11 protein-coding genes and 2 tRNA genes are annotated in these 15,547 nt (G+C 72.6%); 8 read left to right on the top strand and 5 right to left on the bottom strand.

The window, feature by feature from the left end; all coding sequences use genetic code 11:
* Positions 1 to 13: 13 nt before the first annotated feature.
* Both ACIP64_RS27460 and ACIP64_RS27455 read right to left on the bottom strand, forming a co-directional pair.
* Complete coding sequence (locus ACIP64_RS27460; RefSeq protein WP_401591783.1) at positions 14 to 3,418, bottom strand: PAS domain-containing protein; 3,405 nt, start codon at positions 3,416 to 3,418, stop codon at positions 14 to 16.
* 175 nt (positions 3,419 to 3,593) lie between these two features.
* Positions 3,594 to 4,097, bottom strand: coding sequence for an SSI family serine proteinase inhibitor (locus ACIP64_RS27455; protein WP_401591781.1), 504 nt, complete (start codon positions 4,095 to 4,097; stop codon positions 3,594 to 3,596).
* A 186-nt stretch (positions 4,098 to 4,283) separates the two neighbouring features.
* Between ACIP64_RS27455 and ACIP64_RS27450 the strand changes: the two genes are divergently transcribed.
* The 4 genes from ACIP64_RS27450 (at position 4,284) to ACIP64_RS27435 (ending at position 6,834) form a co-directional block, all read left to right on the top strand.
* Positions 4,284 to 4,374 (top strand) — tRNA-Ser (locus ACIP64_RS27450).
* 181 nt (positions 4,375 to 4,555) lie between these two features.
* A tRNA-Arg gene (locus tag ACIP64_RS27445) sits at positions 4,556 to 4,628 on the top strand.
* A gap of 85 nt (positions 4,629 to 4,713) precedes the next feature.
* Positions 4,714 to 6,144 (top strand): hypothetical protein, encoded by a 1,431-nt coding sequence (locus ACIP64_RS27440; RefSeq protein ID WP_401591779.1) that lies wholly within the window; start codon positions 4,714 to 4,716, stop codon positions 6,142 to 6,144.
* A 123-nt stretch (positions 6,145 to 6,267) separates the two neighbouring features.
* Complete coding sequence (locus ACIP64_RS27435) at positions 6,268 to 6,834, top strand: hypothetical protein (RefSeq protein WP_401591777.1); 567 nt, start codon at positions 6,268 to 6,270, stop codon at positions 6,832 to 6,834.
* Positions 6,835 to 7,128: 294 nt separating this feature from the next.
* Here ACIP64_RS27435 and ACIP64_RS27430 read toward each other — a convergent pair whose 3' ends face one another.
* Positions 7,129 to 9,312 (bottom strand): SpoIIE family protein phosphatase, encoded by a 2,184-nt coding sequence (locus ACIP64_RS27430; protein ID WP_401591775.1) that lies wholly within the window; start codon positions 9,310 to 9,312, stop codon positions 7,129 to 7,131.
* Positions 9,313 to 9,628: 316 nt separating this feature from the next.
* Here ACIP64_RS27430 and ACIP64_RS27425 point away from each other — a divergent pair, with 316 nt between their 5' ends.
* Together ACIP64_RS27425 and ACIP64_RS27420 are read left to right on the top strand one after the other, a co-directional pair.
* Complete coding sequence (locus ACIP64_RS27425; protein WP_401591773.1) at positions 9,629 to 10,504, top strand: alpha/beta fold hydrolase; 876 nt, start codon at positions 9,629 to 9,631, stop codon at positions 10,502 to 10,504.
* A gap of 477 nt (positions 10,505 to 10,981) precedes the next feature.
* Entirely contained in the window at positions 10,982 to 11,194 is a 213-nt protein-coding gene (locus ACIP64_RS27420) for an EF-hand domain-containing protein (RefSeq protein ID WP_360904243.1), read from the top strand.
* 2 nt (positions 11,195 to 11,196) lie between these two features.
* On the opposite strand, the gene ACIP64_RS27415 is transcribed toward ACIP64_RS27420, so the two are convergent.
* Positions 11,197 to 12,039 (bottom strand): MEDS domain-containing protein, encoded by an 843-nt coding sequence (locus ACIP64_RS27415; protein ID WP_401591771.1) that lies wholly within the window; start codon positions 12,037 to 12,039, stop codon positions 11,197 to 11,199.
* Positions 12,040 to 12,149: 110 nt separating this feature from the next.
* Positions 12,150 to 13,034 carry an LLM class F420-dependent oxidoreductase gene (locus tag ACIP64_RS27410; protein WP_401591769.1) on the bottom strand — a complete coding sequence of 295 codons (885 nt, stop codon included), beginning with the start codon at positions 13,032 to 13,034 and terminating at the stop codon, positions 12,150 to 12,152.
* A 211-nt stretch (positions 13,035 to 13,245) separates the two neighbouring features.
* Here ACIP64_RS27410 and ACIP64_RS27405 point away from each other — a divergent pair, with 211 nt between their 5' ends.
* Entirely contained in the window at positions 13,246 to 13,989 is a 744-nt protein-coding gene (locus ACIP64_RS27405) for a response regulator transcription factor (protein WP_401591767.1), read from the top strand.
* Complete coding sequence (locus ACIP64_RS27400) at positions 13,986 to 15,539, top strand: ATP-binding protein (protein ID WP_401591764.1); 1,554 nt, start codon at positions 13,986 to 13,988, stop codon at positions 15,537 to 15,539. The genes ACIP64_RS27405 and ACIP64_RS27400 overlap by 4 nt, the downstream gene beginning before the upstream one ends.
* Positions 15,540 to 15,547: the final 8 nt, after the last annotated feature.

Raw genomic sequence — 15,547 nt, 5'->3', positions numbered from 1 at the left:
TGCGTACGGGCCGTCAGGAACCGATCTTGCCGAGCAGGTCGACGATGCGGGACTGCACGTCCGTGGTTGTGGAGCGCTCCGCGAGGAAGAGCACCGTCTCGCCGGAGGCCAGGCGCGGCAGCTCCGCCGGGTCGATGTCCACGGCGGTGTAGACGACCAGCGGAGTGCGCTCCATGCGCCCGTTGGCGTGCAGCCAGTCGACGATGCCCTGCCGCCGCCGGCGCACCAGCATGAGGTCCATGACCACCAGGTTCGGGTGGAACTGCCCCGCCAGGTTCATCGCGTCGGCCTCCGAGGAGGCGTGCGCCACCTGCATGCCGCGCCGCTCCAGCGTGCCGGCGAAGGCCTGGGCGATCGGCAGGTGCTCCTCGATCAGCAGGACGCGCGGCGGGTGCTGGTCGCTGTCGCGCGGCGCGAGCGCCTTCAGCAGCACCGCCGGGTCCGCGCCGTACGCGGCCTCCCGGGTCGCCTGGCCCAGGCCCGCGGTGACCAGCACCGGCACCTCCGCCTGGGCGGCGGCCTGGCGCAGCGACTGGAGCGCGGTACGGGTGATGGGCCCGGTGAGCGGGTCCACGAAGAGCGCGGCGGGCGGCTCGGCGACCTGCGCGTCGACCTCCTCGCGGGAGCGCACGACGACCGGGCGGTAGCCGCGGTCGGTCAGCGCCTGGTGGGTCGAGACATCGGGCTCCGGCCACACCAGGAGACGGCGCGGTTCGTCGAACGCGGCCTCCGGCTCGTGGGGCCCCTCGTCGGTGACGTCGACCGCGCCGTTCGGGCCGTCGAGCGGTTCGGGGCCCTCGGTGTCCTCCGTCGGGGCGCCTATGGCGTACGCGCGGCCGGGGGTGTCCGCGCCCTTCGGGGCGCTCTGGCCGTTCGGGGACGGCGCGGGCGCCGGAGTCGCCGCCGGCGCCACGGGCGTCGCGTCGCGGGCGTCGGTGTCACCGGGATTGGCCAGCTTGCGCCGGCGGCCGGTCGGCGTCACCGGCTGCGCGGTCTGCTCGCTGATCTGCTGGGCGAAGGGCACACCCTGGCCGAGGGTCCGCACGCTGATGGCGCGGCCCTGGGTCGTCGACGACTGGGGCTGCACCATCGGCTGGACCGGGGCGGGGGCGGGGGCGGGGGCCATAGGTTCCGGCTGAGGGGCGGGCGGCTCGGGGCTGCGCTGCGCCTGCTCCGGGATCACCGGCGCGGGGGGTTCGGGCGCAGGCGCCGGCTCGGGCGCCGGCAGCAGGACCGGGGCGGGCGCCGGGGTGGGGGCGGGCAGCCGGCGCGGGTCGACGATGGCGGACGGCCGCGGGGTGCTCTCGATGATCCCGCGCGACCGGGGCGCCGAGCCGACGGCCTCCGGCCACTCGGGTGCTGGGTTTCCGTTCCCGTTCCCGTTGCCGTTCGCGCTGGGTGCCGGGGACGGCGCGGGCGGAAGGGCGGGCAGCAGATCGGGCTGCGGCTCCTGCGGGGCGGGGGCCGCGGCGCGCCGCGCCCGGCGGCCCGTGGGCTGCTCCGCGACCTGCTGCGGGATCTGCTGCGGCACCGGCACCGGCGCGGGGGCCAGGGGCGCGGGCGCCGGGACGGGGATCTGCGGGACCGGCGCGGCGGCGGGGATCTGCGGCGCGGGGATCTGCGGAGCCGGGACGTGCGGGACCGGGATCTGCGGCGCCGGGGCCGGGACGGGAATCGCGACGGGACGGGCCTCCTGCACCGGCTCCGCCTCGGGACGCCGCAGCGCCCGGCGGCGGCCGGTGGGCGTCGGGGAGTCCGTGCTGGGCGCCGCGGGCAGCGCCGGAGCGGAACCACCCGCGGGCGGCAGCGCGGGCAGCGCGGTGGCACCGGCCGGCCGCGGCGGTGCCAGGGCCGGGGGGGCCATCGCCGGGAGGGCGGGGGCCGCCTGCGCGGTCCCGCGCGCCGGCTCCGTCGGCACCGGCATGACGGTCGTCTCGGACTCCCGCTTGGGCTCGTTCGCCGCCGTCCTGCCGCGGGCCGTGCCCACCGGCACCTCGACCACGTACGCACTGCCCTGCCCGGGCACGTCGTGCGTCTGCAGCACCCCGCCGTGGCGCTCGACGATGCCGCGCGCGATCGGCAGGTGCACCGGGTTGGCGCCGGCGTGCGGCCCGCGCACCTCGATGCGCACGGAGTCGCCGCGCTGCGCCGCCGCGACCACGATCGTCGAGTCACCGCTGTTCGCCACGACCGGCACGTTGCCGGCCGCGTCCACCCCCGCCACGTCCGCGATCAGGTGCGACAGCGCCTGCGACATGCGCTCGGGGTCCACCGTCGCCTCGATCGGCGGGGCGTGCACCGCGTACTGGGCCCGGCCGGGCCCGATCAGCTCGATGGCCGCCTCGACGCCGGAGCCGACGACCTTGTCCATGGACGTGGTCTCGCGCTGGAGCTTGTCCTCGCCGCGGTCCAGCCGCTGGAAGGTGAGCACGCTGTCGATCAGCGTGGTGATCCGCGCGTAGCCCGCCGTCAGGTGGTGCAGGATCTGGTTGGCCTCCGGCCACAGCTGCCCGGCCGGGTCGTTGGCCAGCCCGGCGAGCTCGCCGCGCAGCTCGTCCAGCGGGCCGCGCAGCGTGTCGGCGAGCAGCGACCGCAACTGCTCGTTGCGGGCCGCTACGGCGTCGAAGCGCGAGCGGTCGGTGAACGTCATCACCGCGCCGACGAGCTGGTCGCCCTCCCGCACCGGCGCCGTGATCAGGTCCACCGGCACCGAGCGCCCGTCCTTGCGCCACAGCACCTGGCCACGGGCGCGGTGCTTCAGCCCCGAGCGCAGGGTGCCGGCGAGCGGGGTCTCCTCGTACGGCAGCGGCGTGCCGTCCGGGCGGGAGTGGTGGACCAGCGGGTGCATCTCCTGGCCGCCGAGGTCGGTGGCGCGGAAGCCCAGGATCTGCGCGGCCGAGGGATTCACCAAGACGATCTTGCCGTCGGTGTCGACGCCGATCACGCCCTCGCTCGCCGCGCGGAGGATCATCTCGGTCTGGCGCTGCTGACGGGCGAGTTCAGCCTCGGTGTCCAGGGTGCCGGTCAGGTCGCGGACGACCAGCATCAGCAGCTCGTCGCCGGTGTAGCTGTAGGTCTCGGCGAAGGGTGTGCGCGCGTCGTCGAGGTTGGCGCTCGTGACCTCCACCGGAATTTCACTGCCGTCGGTCCGGCGGGCGATCATCCGGGTGGGTTTCGTACGGCCCGCGTCGTCGTCGGGGCGGCGCATGGAGCCGGGGATACGGCGCGCGTCGAAGCTCGGCAGCAGATCCAGCAGGCCGCGGCCCACCAGCGCCGTTCCGGGGGACTCGAAGGTCTCCAGGGCGATGGAATTCGCGTTGACGACGGTGCCGTTGGCATTGACCAGCAGCAACGCGTCCGGGAGCGCGTCGAGTATTGCCGCGAGGCGAGCAGCGCCTCGGGATGGCCTGCTGCTCACGAGACGCGTCCCTCCTGGAAACCGCATTTGCCGCCGCGCCACCACCCACTGAGGGGCTTCTACCGGTGACGGCCCATCTTGCCGCCGACCGGGAGGCATGTCACTAGAGCGAGTGTACGGGCAGCCGTTGGACGGGAGGCTCCGGATGCCCATGTCCCGTACGTACGGGTATGGTTCACCGTTGCCCGGCTTCGATGTGGTCTCCGTCACGCCCGCCCGCCGCGACGTGGTGGTTCGGTGACGGTGCTGTGCCGCCGCCCGAGGACGCGCCGGGCGTCGCCGGGAGCACCGGGGCCATCCGCCGCCAGCGGTCGGCCTCGCAGCCGTTCGTGCGGTCGTAGCGGTCGTCCACCGGGCGGCCGTCCCAGGTGCCGCGCACCCGCGCCCGCTGCGGGCCGCTGTAGATCATCGTGCAGAGCGTGCCCTCCGGGGCCGGCCCCACCGGGCCGCCCAGCCGCCGCAGCCGCGTGCAGGCCCCCCGCGCGTCGGGGTGCGTCCCCGAGCCGCCGCCCGGGCCGCAGCGCAGGTCGTACGAGGACAGGCCGCCGTTCCCGTCGTCCACGATCACCGTCAGCCGGTCCCCCGACCGGTCCGGCGGGCAGGCGACGGCCGGTACGGCCGCGGTCAGCGACAGGCCGAGCGCGAGCACGGCGGTCAGGGACATCCGAGCCATTCGCATGCCTCGTCCCTACCGCCCCGCCCCCGCCGCGGCCCGGCAACCCACCCGATCGTGGGCGCGCCGCGGCCACGCCCGCCGCAACGCCTTTGCCCTGCCCATGGGCGGCCTAGTAATCTGGTCAGCGATTGGTCCCAGCCCAGTGGGCTGTGTCATCATCTGCGTGCACCCGCTCGCGCGGGGACACCTGGAGGCGTCGCCTAGTCCGGTCTATGGCGCCGCACTGCTAATGCGGTTTGGGCTTTACCGTCCATCGAGGGTTCAAATCCCTCCGCCTCCGCTCCCCGGAAGCCCCGGCCACTCGGCCGGGGCTTCTGCCGTTCCCGGGCCCCTTCCTGACCCTCCGCTGGGGCGTTTCCGCAGCTCACGCCGGGTGCGGCTAATGGATTTCACCTCACGGCGCAGGTCATGTAATGTTGTTCCCGCAACGCCGACCGGCAAGAAAACGCCGGGAAGCACAAGCACTCGTAGCTCAACGGATAGAGCATCTGACTACGGATCAGAAGGTTGCAGGTTCGAATCCTGCCGAGTGCACAGCAGCTCAGAGGCCCCCGGAGATGATCCGGGGGCCTCTGGCGTTGGGGCGTACAGTTGCCGGTTTCTTCCCGGGAGAACCGCGGTGGCCGGTCGGCGCGTTGTCGTGTTCGCCAGCGACGGCTGCGGCTCGCTGTTCGCCATGGACCGGCGCGGAACGGTTCACACGTCGCAAGGCGCGAGCCGGGACGTCGACTTCCTGCCGGCCGCCCAGGATCCGGCGACCTTCCTGGACCTCCTCAGCCGCTCCGTCACGGACTTCATCGCCACCGGTCACGCAGGACACGCCAGAACCGGCGACAGCGGCAGATGGAGCGCGACAGGCCACTACTACGATCGGATCATGTCGATTCGGAAGCACGCCGTGCCGCCGAGGCCGCTCGCCGTCGGTGATGTGGTCGCCGCTCATTCGCAGGACCTGGGTGAGTGGACGGTCGCCCAGATCGTCCGGCTCGATGCCGATGCGCAGACGGCTGCCGTGCTCGAGCTGGACTGGTCCGGTCCCGAACCGTCGTCCCTGGCCGACCTGGGCGACGTCGCCCCGCTCAGGCTCACCCACCACGCGTGGAACGGAAGCCTGTCCTTCTGCAACCAGGAATGGGTTCTGCCCCGGAGCCACAGGGTCGTCGGAGCGCTTCCCCTGCTCCACGACGGGCCCGCGAACTGCTACACGTCCGGATGGCACCTGGGGGACCAGCTCGCCCGGCAGCGGCGGTGGGACAACGGTGTCGGCGAAGACCCGCTCGTCGCCTGGCAGGCGGAGTACACCGGAGACACGGTCAATGAATTCCTCAGCCGGTCGACTGCTCCAAGACCCGAGGTCACACAGCTGACGATCAGGGACATCAACTCCCTCGACTGCGGTCGGCTCGTCCAGCGCTTCCCCGAGGTGGCATGGCTGCGGCTGCATGGACGCCTGGGGGTGCTCTCCGGCGCGGGCGAGCTGAACCGGCTGCGCGGTCTCCGGCGCATTTACGTCGTCGACCTGTTCGGGATGACAGGAGAGGACGGCCTTCGACCGCAGTGCGTTCCCGAGCTGGAGGCGCTGGACCTCTACAGCGTCCCCGCCGCCTACGCCTCGGCCATGGGCAGCACTTGGCAGCCCGAGATCCCGGCAGGCACCTACGTGTCGATTCTCCGGCCCCGCGAGCCCGAATGGGCCGAGGAGAATCGCAGCAATCCCTTGCGTGACTGGGACGGCCGCGAACAGATCAGCGCCTCCACCTACAAGAGGGCCGTCACCCAGTACAGGACGACGCGGAAGGCGATCCTCGACGTGTTCGCCGACGAAGCGGCGGACGCCCATGCGGCACGCATGGAAGAGATCGGGCGTGCCTACGGTGAGGCGTTCAACGAGCTCGACCTCCGATCGGAGTTCATTGAGACCGTCGAGCGCGATGAGCTCTTCGACGCCCTCGACCGCATCGTGACCGAGGCCGAGGCACTTCACGGCCTCGTCCTGGCGGACGCCCGCGACAGCCTCAACTCCGGTGTGGACTCGGTCCGGGACTGGTAGCGAGGTGCGTGGGCGGCTGACGAGGATTTGGTCATCTCCAGACCGTTGGCACAGCAAGTGCCGAGCCCCACTGGATATCGTTCGCCGGCGCGTTCTGCTCCGCAGCAGACCGCGACGCCGGGCGTGAGAGGCGCGCCCGTCCGGGACCTGCTGGTCGCGCCGAGCATCACCAAGAAGGCCACGGTGACCGGGACCGTCCGCACGGGTTCCGAGGTGACGTGCTCCGCGGCCTGGTCCGGCTATCACGCGACCGGCGTGTGGTCATGGCTGCGGGACGGCAGGACCGTCCCGGGCGCCACCGGCACGGCCCGCACGCTCACCCCGGACGACTACACGCACACGATCTCGTGCAGGGTCGTGGTCGGCAACGGCGCGGGTTCGGTGGGCTCCACGTCACCGGCCGTCCCGGTCGGTGCCGGCCCGTCCCCGAAGGCCGTCAAGGCGCCCTCCCTCAGCGGTACCCCCGGGGTGGGCCACCGCCTGACGGCCGGACACGGGACATGGTCGCCGGCGGCCACCTCGTACTCCTACTCCTGGAGACGCGACGGCAAGGCCATCACCGGCGCCACCGCGTCCGGCTACGTCCTGGTGAAGGCCGACAGGGGCCGGAAGATCACCGTGACGGTGACCGCCCACCGCTACGGCTGGACCAACGGATCGGCGACCACCGCACCGGCCGCGGTGCACTGAGGGAAGCCGCAGCTTCCCGGCCCCGGTTGCCGCTTGCCGCGTCTACGAACTGCTGGTGCGTGACACGTGGGCAGGGACGCCGGGTCCGATCCGCTGGACCGTGGCATGGGCTGTCGCAACGGCGGGGTGGTGGCTGGTGGGCCGGGTGATGGAGCATCCGCCGAGTCTGGTCGTGTGCGCGTTCCTGGGCGCGGTGCCGGTCGCGATCCCCGGCCCTCGGGGGACGCATCCGCCACAGGTGAGGACCGCCGCGCGAACCGGGCACGGCAGCAGGTGCGTTGAGCCGGTCCGTGGTCACCCCGCCGGTTCCGGCGGCGGGGTGAGGAACTCGATCCACACGGTTTTCCCGCGTCCGTTGGGGGAGCTGCCCCAGGAGCCCGAGATGTTCTCGACGATGACCATGCCGCGCCCGTTCTCCGCCTTCGACCTGCCCTCTTCGGACATGGAGAACGAGGAGGGAATGGGCGGCGCGGAGTCCGAGTCCCGGACTTCGAGCCGTACGCGGTCGGGGTATCGGTAGAGGCGCATGTCCACGTCGCTGCCCGCGTGGATCAGCGCATTGGTGACGATCTCGGACACGGTGATCTCCAAGTCGTCGGAGATCTCGTTCAGTTGCCAGGTGCGCAGGCTGTTCCGGGCGAACTTGCGGGCCGTGGAGACGGTCCGCAGGTCGCGGGGCTGGATCTCCAGGCGGGCCATCTCGAACGTGGTGCGATCCGCCGCCGTGTCGGCCTTGACCAGCAGCAGGGCGGCGTCGTCGTACCGCTGGGCGGGGTCGGGGACTCCGGAGATCAGCCGGTCCGCCACGTCCTCCACGTTGTCCTGCCCGTCCGCGGCGCATTCCGCGAACAGGCGGAGCGCGAACTCCTCGGTGTCGCACTGCCGGTTCTGGATCAGACCGTCCGAGTACAGGAGGAGCATGCTGCCGGGGGACAACGGGAATTCATAGGATTTCGGCGGCGACTGCGGGCAGGGGACGCCCAGGGGGATCCCCGGTGGGGTGTCCAGCTTGCCGATGCTTCCGTCCTTGTCCCTGACCAGGGGCGCCAGATGGCCGGCGGACGCCACCTCCAGGACGCCGTTCGCGACGTCGACGCACACGATGCAGCAGGTGGCCAGCAGGTCGGAGCCGAAGGTCAGGAACAGTTTGCTCGTCCGCTCGATGATCGCCGAGGGGCCGTGCCCCTCGGAGGCGAAGGCGGAGACCGCGCTCCGTACCTGTCCCATGACGGCCGCGCTGTCGATGCCGTGACCCTCGACGTCGCCGATGGCGAGCACGACCCGCCCGTTCGAGGCGGCGATCACGTCGTACCAGTCCCCGCCCACCTCCGACGAGGAGGAAGCCGGAACGTAGCGGGCGGCGCTGACCATTCCGGCGACATCGGGAAGTGACCGCGGAAGCATTTTTCTCTGCACGCTGGAGGCGAGTTCGAGTTTCCCCTCGGTGAGCTGGAGGCGTTCCAGTGTCGAGCCCAGCAGGTTGGCCATCATGATGAGCAGGGATTTCTCCTCGGGCGCGAACCGCCTTTCGTCGGGGAAACCGAGGTGGCAGACGCCCGCGATCCCGTTGCTGCCGAGAAGGGGGAGGTAGACCTCGGCCTCCCCGGAAGGCAGGGCGGGGTCGGGCGGGAATGCGTAGAAGGTGGTCCCGTTCTCGAGGAAGAGCGGCCTTCCGCTCATCGCCTCCGCCAGGGGGCCGCGTGACTGGATGCTCGCACCGTGGAACATCCTCACCATGTCGCGCGAGGCGCCGTTGTGGCCGACCACCCAGGTCCGCCCCTCGACGAATCTGGACAGGATCACGGCACGGCAGCCGAAGGGCACGGAAATCCGCCGGTGTGCGGCCGCGATGACGTCCTTCATTCCCGTGGCGGAATTCAGTTCGCTGGAGAGGCGCCGGAGCTGGTACATGCACGTCATCCCCACGGAGGCGGCGACCTCGGGGATTCCCCAGCGCGACGGCGTGGGATCGCAGGGTCCCGCCGAATCGCTCACGGGGACGATCACGGGGGTCGGCCCGACGCACATCTCGGACTCCGAGAATTGCGACAGCTCGTTGGCGAGCCGCGTTGCTACCTCCTCGAGCCGGCTCACTACGCCGGCTTCTTCTTCTTTGTCCGGAATCGGGTCGCGAAGTATCGTGACGGTTCCCAGCGAACGGCCTCGGGAAATCAGCGGGGCGGCGGCCGCGGTGTAGGGGAACATGCTGATGTGCCGGTACTGCTGGAAGATGTCGGCGGGGTCCTCGCCCTCCGTCAAAGCCGTCGATTGTGTGCGGAACGCGCGTGCCGATATGTAGGGCGAGTCGACCGGAATAAGTTCCGGAATGGCGAACACCGCCGGCTGGCGCCCCCCTATCATCGAGGCTCGCAAGTGGCTTCCGCTTGCTTCGACCAAGTACACCGTCGCAGCCACCGCTTCGAATGTCTTCACGGCATTGCGAACGGTTGCGAGCAGCAATGAAGTGAATTCGTTCACAGATTTGCCGTTCGAGGATTTGGTGTTTGTTGGCTACCAGGATAACTCCGACCCCGCAACCTCACCACTGCTGGCTATTCGCGTGACCGCCGGATTTCCTGGGGAATCACGGGTTCGTGTTTCCGCGGGGAAATTCCGGCGGGAATTCCCGCGTGCGCGGAGTCTCCGGCGACCGTGTGTTCGATTTGAGTGGTGGATCTCGTTGCCGTCGGCCCGGGGGGCGGGCTAGCGTGAGACTAGATAGAACGTTCTATCTAGCAGTGCGGGGCGCACCACCGTCCCGTGCCGGTCCCGCCAACCCGCCAGGAGGCACCAGGTGTTCCAGCACCGTCGTACCCACAACCGCCGCGTCCGCCTCGCCGTCGTCGGAGCGGCGGGCCTCGCCCTCGCCGCCGGCCTGGCAGCGACCGCCACGGCCGCGCCCGGTGAGCGGCACGGCACCGCCGGGCCCGCCGCCGCCAAGCCGACCGTCGTGCTGGTCCACGGTGCCTGGGCCGACTCGGCCGGCTGGAGCGGCGTGATCAAGCGCCTCCAGGCCGACGGCTATCCGGTCGCCGCCCCCGCCAACCCGCTGCGGGGCCTGGCAAGTGACTCGGCCTACCTGAAGGACTACCTCAAGACGATCCACGGCCCCGTCGTCCTGGTCGGCCACTCCTACGGCGGCAGCGTCATCACCAACGCCGCCACCGGCAACCCCGACGTCAAGGCGCTCGTCTACATCGCCGCCTTCGCGCCCGACAAGGGCGAGAGCCTCGGGTCCATCAGCGCCCGGTTCCCCGGCAGCCACCTCAGTGACGACCCCACCGCGCCGGTGCCCACCGCGCTCAACGCCGTCCCGTTCACCCAGCCCGACGGCGGCACCGGTGTCGACCTCTACATCAAGCCCGACAAGTACCGCGACGTCTTCCTCAGCAACCGGCTCAACCGCGCCGCCGCCGCGCAACTCGCGGTCAGCCAGCGCCCGATCGCCGCGCAGGCCTTCGGCGAGTCCTCGGGCACCCCGGCCTGGAAGACCATCCCGTCCTGGTACCTCGTCGCCACGGCGGACCACGCCATCCCGCCGGCCGCCGAGCGGTTCATGGCCTCGCGCGCACACGCCCACACCGTCGAGGTCAACGCCCCGCACGCCGTCCCGCTGACCGACGCGGGCGCCGTGACGCGCCTCGTCGAGCGGGCGGCCACCGCCCGCTGACCGGGGCGCGGCCCCGGCCAGAGGCGACCGTCGCGCCGTCGCGCAGGACCACCCTCACGCCGGCCGAACGCGTGTGCCCCGCCTGACGGATCGCGCTCTCCCGGTCCGGGTACTCGGCGGCCATGTGATGAAGGGGCGGGCGCGGAAGCCCGGGCCGCGGACCTCGTCGCCGATTCCGCGCGCCACCGCCCGGAGGAAGGCCGCGAGGTCGCCGGCCTCCTCCCGCGCCGCGGTCAGGGCCGCGCGATGTGCTGCCCCGACCGCGGCGTGCCGGTGGAAGGTGCTGCGCGCGGCTTCCGCCTCTCGGCAGCCGCTTTCGTGTCTCGGACCGGGACCGACCCGGCGCGGGCACACCTCTCACGTCGGACGCACCGGCGCATGCACCCGGGGGACCGGAAGCACCCCTGGCCGGGCAGGGTCCCAGGACGGCTAGGGTGTGGCCCGACGGACCGACACATACATGGAGGGGTGGTCACGATGGCCGACATCGAGGCGTGCAAGCGAGCGTTCACGCGGTACGACATCGACGGGGACGGTCTCATCACGGCCAGCGAGTACAAGAGCGTGATGGCTCAGCTGGGTGACTTCAACGTGACCGAGACGGTGGCCCAGTCCGTGATCAGCAGGGTCGACACCAACGGCGACGGCAAGATCTCCTGGGACGAGTTCTGGGCGGCCCAGCAGGTCTGACCTCAGGCCGTCTCGTCGAGGACGAGTCGGGGGACCTCGGCCGCGCCGCACAGGCGCAGCGTCCGGGCGTGCAGCCGCGGGCAGCGGACGGTGACGCGACCGGCGGGGCCGAGGGACGCCGCGTGGCGGATGAGGACGGCGGCGCAGTGGGCGTCGATGAAGCCGAGCCCGGTCAGGTCGACGACGTGCGGCGGGCCGGCCGGTGAGCCGAAGGCATGGCGCAGGCCGACCTCGAAGTCGGTGCGCGTGGCGAGGTCGGCGTCGCCGCTGAGGACGAGCGTGCCGCCGTGCCGCTCGACATGGAGGGCGCCGGACGGCGCCCGCAGCCACACCGGATGCGCGGCGCGCACCCGCGCCAGCAGCGAGGTGTGGAAGCGCCGCTGGTCGTACTCGCAGACGGCGGTGAGCCCGAGGACCGCCAGGACCTGGGTCATGGCGGCCTCGTGGCCGACGAGCCGGTCCCGGTCGAGGCCCGGCCGCAGGGCCCAGGACATGTCGCCCGCGGCGCGCAGCCCGCGGTAGCCGAGGCGGTGGGCGGCGTCGGTGAGGGCGGACCAGGCGGCGGCGGAGTCGTAGCCGGGGACGAGCGGGGTGATGACGAGTGCCCCGCGGCGCACCGCCTCGGCGGCGCGGACGCCGAGCGCGGTGAGCCGGCCGACGGCCTCGGCCGGGGGTGTGCCGCGCCCGCTGAAGAGCAGCACGCGTTCCCCCCGGGCCAGGCCGATGGCGGTGAAGGCGGCGCGGACCTCCCAGCGGGCGTCCTCGTCCGCGAAGCCGAGGCAGGCGTGGTCGCCCGACGCCATGCGGTCGACCGGGACGGTTCGGGGCACGGTGCCGCTGTCCATGGGCCGAACATACGCCCGGCCCCGCTGCCCGGCCGGGTGCTGAACGGCTTTGAGCGGAGCCTTCCGTTCCTGATGAACGGCTGTCCCCGACTGCCGTTTCGCTGACGGACTCAGAGCCCGAGCGCCACCGCGAGCCGCCGCCACTCCTCGCGCGGCAGACCGCTGCGGTCCCCGTCGGCGGTCAGCACCTGGACGGCGACGTGGTCGGCGCCCGCGTCGAGGAAGGCGTCGATGCGCTCGCGCACCCGCTGCTCGTCGCCCCAGCCGATGAGCGCGTCCACCAGGCGGTCGCTGCCGCCGTTGGCCAGGTCGTCCTCGGTGAAGCCCAGGCGCAGCCAGCTGTTGGTGTAGTTCGGCAGCGTGAGATAGAGGGAGAGCATCGCGCGGGCGGTCGCCCGGGCCCGCGAGGGATCGGTGTCCAGGACGACCGTGAACTCCGGGGCGAGCAGCGGGCCCCGGCCGAGGATCTCGCGGGCCTGCGCGGTGTGCTCGGGGGTGACCAGGTACGGGTGGGCGCCCGCGGCGCGGTCGTGGGAGAGCTCCATCATCCTCGGGCCGAGCGCGGCCAGTACACGGCGGCCGGCCGGGACCCCGGCGGCGTCCAGCGCGTCGAGCCAGCCGGTCATGGCCGCGTAGGGGCGCTCGTACTGCGCGGCGAGCTTCGCGTGGCTGACGCCGAGGCCGAGCAGGAAGCGGCCCGGGTGCGAGGCCTCCAGGGCGGACCAGCGGGCGGCGACGTCCGCGGCCTCGTACTGCCAGATGCTGAGGATGCCGGTCGCGACGGTGATGGACGAGGTCGCCTCGATCAGCGGGGTCGCGTGCTCCACGCCGGCGCTGCCGCCGAGCCAGAGGGCGCCGTAGCCCAGGTCCTCCAACTCGGCCGCGGTCTCGGCCAGTTCCCCGGCGCGTGAGGGGTCGGGGTCGCGCAGGCCGCTGTTCCACAGTCCGTACCGGCCGATCGCCCGTGCCGTCGCGCCGCTGTCACTGAAACCCATGGGCCGTCTCCCACCATCAGGTCGGCTGAAGTCCGATGTCCGTCGTACCAAACGTCGTACCAAACGCGGTCCGGCGATCGGGGCATTCCCCGCGCGGCGGCGTGTCCGCCCCCGCCCCTGGCGGGCCGTCACCCGTCACGACGGCGTTCTTCTCAGACAATTCACAGATACCGCCAAGGGTGTTCTCAGCGGCGGCTCACAGGATTCCCCCATGACCGCGTCTCCTTCCTCCGCCGCCGCCGACCTCGCGCGTCCGGACGGCTCCCCCGTACGGGTCCTCGTCGTGGACGACGAGACCGCCCTGGCCGACCTGCTCTCCATGGCCCTGCGTTACGAGGGCTGGGACGTCCACACCGAGGGCACGGGCGCCGACGCCCTGCGCGCCGCCCGCGAACGGCAGCCGGACGCCGTGGTCCTGGACATGATGCTGCCCGACATGGACGGCCTGGAGGTCCTGGCCCGGATGCGCCGCGACCTGCCCGACGTACCCGTGCTGTTCCTCACCGCCAGGGACGCCGTCGAGGACCGCATCGCCGGGCTCACCGCGGGCGGCGACGACTACGTCACCAAGCCCTTCAGCCTGGAGGAGGTCGTCGCCCGGCTGCGCGGCCTGCTGCGCCGGGCCGGCGCGGCCGCCGCCCGCCAGGAGTCGCTGCTGGTCGTCGGCGACCTCGTGCTGAACGAGGACAGCCACGAGGTCAGCCGCGACGGCATCGGCATCCACCTCACCGCCACCGAGTTCGAGCTGCTGCGCTACCTGATGCGCAATCCGCGCCGGGTGCTCAGCAAGGCGCAGATCCTCGACCGCGTCTGGTCGTACGACTTCGGCGGCCAGGCCAACGTGGTCGAGCTGTACATCTCCTACCTGCGCAAGAAGATCGACGCGGGCCGTGCGCCGATGATCCACACCCGGCGCGGCGCCGGATACCTGATCAAGCCGGGCGAGCCGGCGTGAGCCGCGGCGCGCCCGGAGCGCGCCGAGCCCGGACCCGGCGCCGCTGGTCGCTGCGGACCCGGCTGGTGGTCTCCTCGGTCGCGCTCATCGCGGTCGTCTGCGCGGTCATCGGCACCGTCACGGCGCTCGCTCTGCAGTCCTTCCTCTACGCCCAACTGGACGGCCAGGTCGCCGCGGTCGCCAAGCGCGCCCGCATGGATCCCGGCGACCAGCCGGGCCCGCTGCCCGAGGACCACCGGGTCACCGGCGACGACTCCCCCCTGCGTTTCATCACCGGCCCCGGCATCCCGCCCGGCACCGTCGGGGCGCAGGTGGACCGCTCCGGCGCGGTCGTCGCCGCCGGCGTCAGCTCGCAGCCCAGCAGCACCGCGGGCACCCGGCTCGACGTCGCACCGCTCACCGCCCGGCAGGCCGCCGTCTTCGCGGACGTCCCGCCGGACGGCGCCCCGCACACCCTGGACGTCCCGGGCCTCGGCGCCTTCAGGGTGCGGTCGGTGACCGACGCCTTCGGGCAGGCCCGGATCGTCGGGCTGCCCACCGCGAGTGTCCGCGACACCATCGGCACCCTGGCCGTGGTCGAGGTCTGCGTCACCGCGGCGGGCCTGGCCGCCGCGGGGATGGCCGGCTTCGTCATGGTCAGGCTCAATCTGCGGCCGCTGCGCCGGGTCGCCGCCACCGCGACCCGGGTCTCCGAACTGACCCTGCACCAGGGCGAGGTGGCGCTCCACGAACGGATGCCCGACGCCGACACCGACCCCCGCACCGAGGTCGGCCAGGTCGGGGCCGCCCTCAACCGCATGCTCGACCACGTCGGCAGCGCCCTGCACGCCCGGCAGGAGAGCGAGACGCGGGTGCGGCAGTTCGTCGCCGACGCCAGCCACGAACTGCGCACCCCGCTGGCGTCGATCCGCGGCTACGCCGAGCTGACGCGGCGCGGGCGCGAGGCCATCGGACCCGACACCCGCCACGCGCTGGGCCGCATCGAGTCCGAGGCGGCCCGGATGACCACCCTCGTCGAGGACCTGCTGCTGCTCGCCCGGCTCGACGCGGGCCGGCCGCTCAGCCTGGCCGGCACCGACATGTCGCCGCTGGTCGTCGACGCGGTCAGCGACGCCCGCGCGGCCGGCCGCGAGCACCGCTGGCGGCTGGAACTGCCCGACGACCCGGCGGTCGTACGGGGCGACCCGCAGCGGCTGCACCAGGTGCTCACCAATCTGCTGGCCAACGCCCGTACGCACACTCCGCCCGGCACCACCGTGGTGGCCCGCGTCGTGCCGCACGGCCCGGAGGTCCGGGTCGAGGTCGCCGACGACGGCCCCGGCATCCCGCCCGTCCTGCTGCCGCACGTCTTCGAGCGCTTCGCGCGCGGCGACGCCTCGCGTTCCCGGGCGGCCGGCAGCACGGGCCTCGGACTGGCCATCGTGCAGGCGGTGGTGGCCGCGCACGGCGGACGGGTCTCCATCGACAGCCGGCCCGGGGCCACCGTCTTCCGCGTCCACCTGCCCGCCGCGCACTCACAGGCACCGCTCAGGGCGGCCACACCGTCATGACAGCGGGC

The organism is Streptomyces sp. NPDC088733 (assembly GCF_044751185.1).
GTDB lineage: Bacteria > Actinomycetota > Actinomycetes > Streptomycetales > Streptomycetaceae > Actinacidiphila.
This window is presented reverse-complemented; position numbering and strand designations above follow the sequence as displayed.

Coding starts and splice junctions, on each gene's coding strand:
- ACIP64_RS27405 (WP_401591767.1), top strand. CDS start 13,246: ATGACCGCGTCTCCTTCCTCCGCCGCCGCCGACCTCGCGCGTCCGGAC.
- ACIP64_RS27455 (WP_401591781.1), bottom strand. CDS start 4,097: ATGCGAATGGCTCGGATGTCCCTGACCGCCGTGCTCGCGCTCGGCCTG.
- ACIP64_RS27420 (WP_360904243.1), top strand. CDS start 10,982: ATGGCCGACATCGAGGCGTGCAAGCGAGCGTTCACGCGGTACGACATC.
- ACIP64_RS27415 (WP_401591771.1), bottom strand. CDS start 12,039: ATGGACAGCGGCACCGTGCCCCGAACCGTCCCGGTCGACCGCATGGCG.
- ACIP64_RS27410 (WP_401591769.1), bottom strand. CDS start 13,034: ATGGGTTTCAGTGACAGCGGCGCGACGGCACGGGCGATCGGCCGGTAC.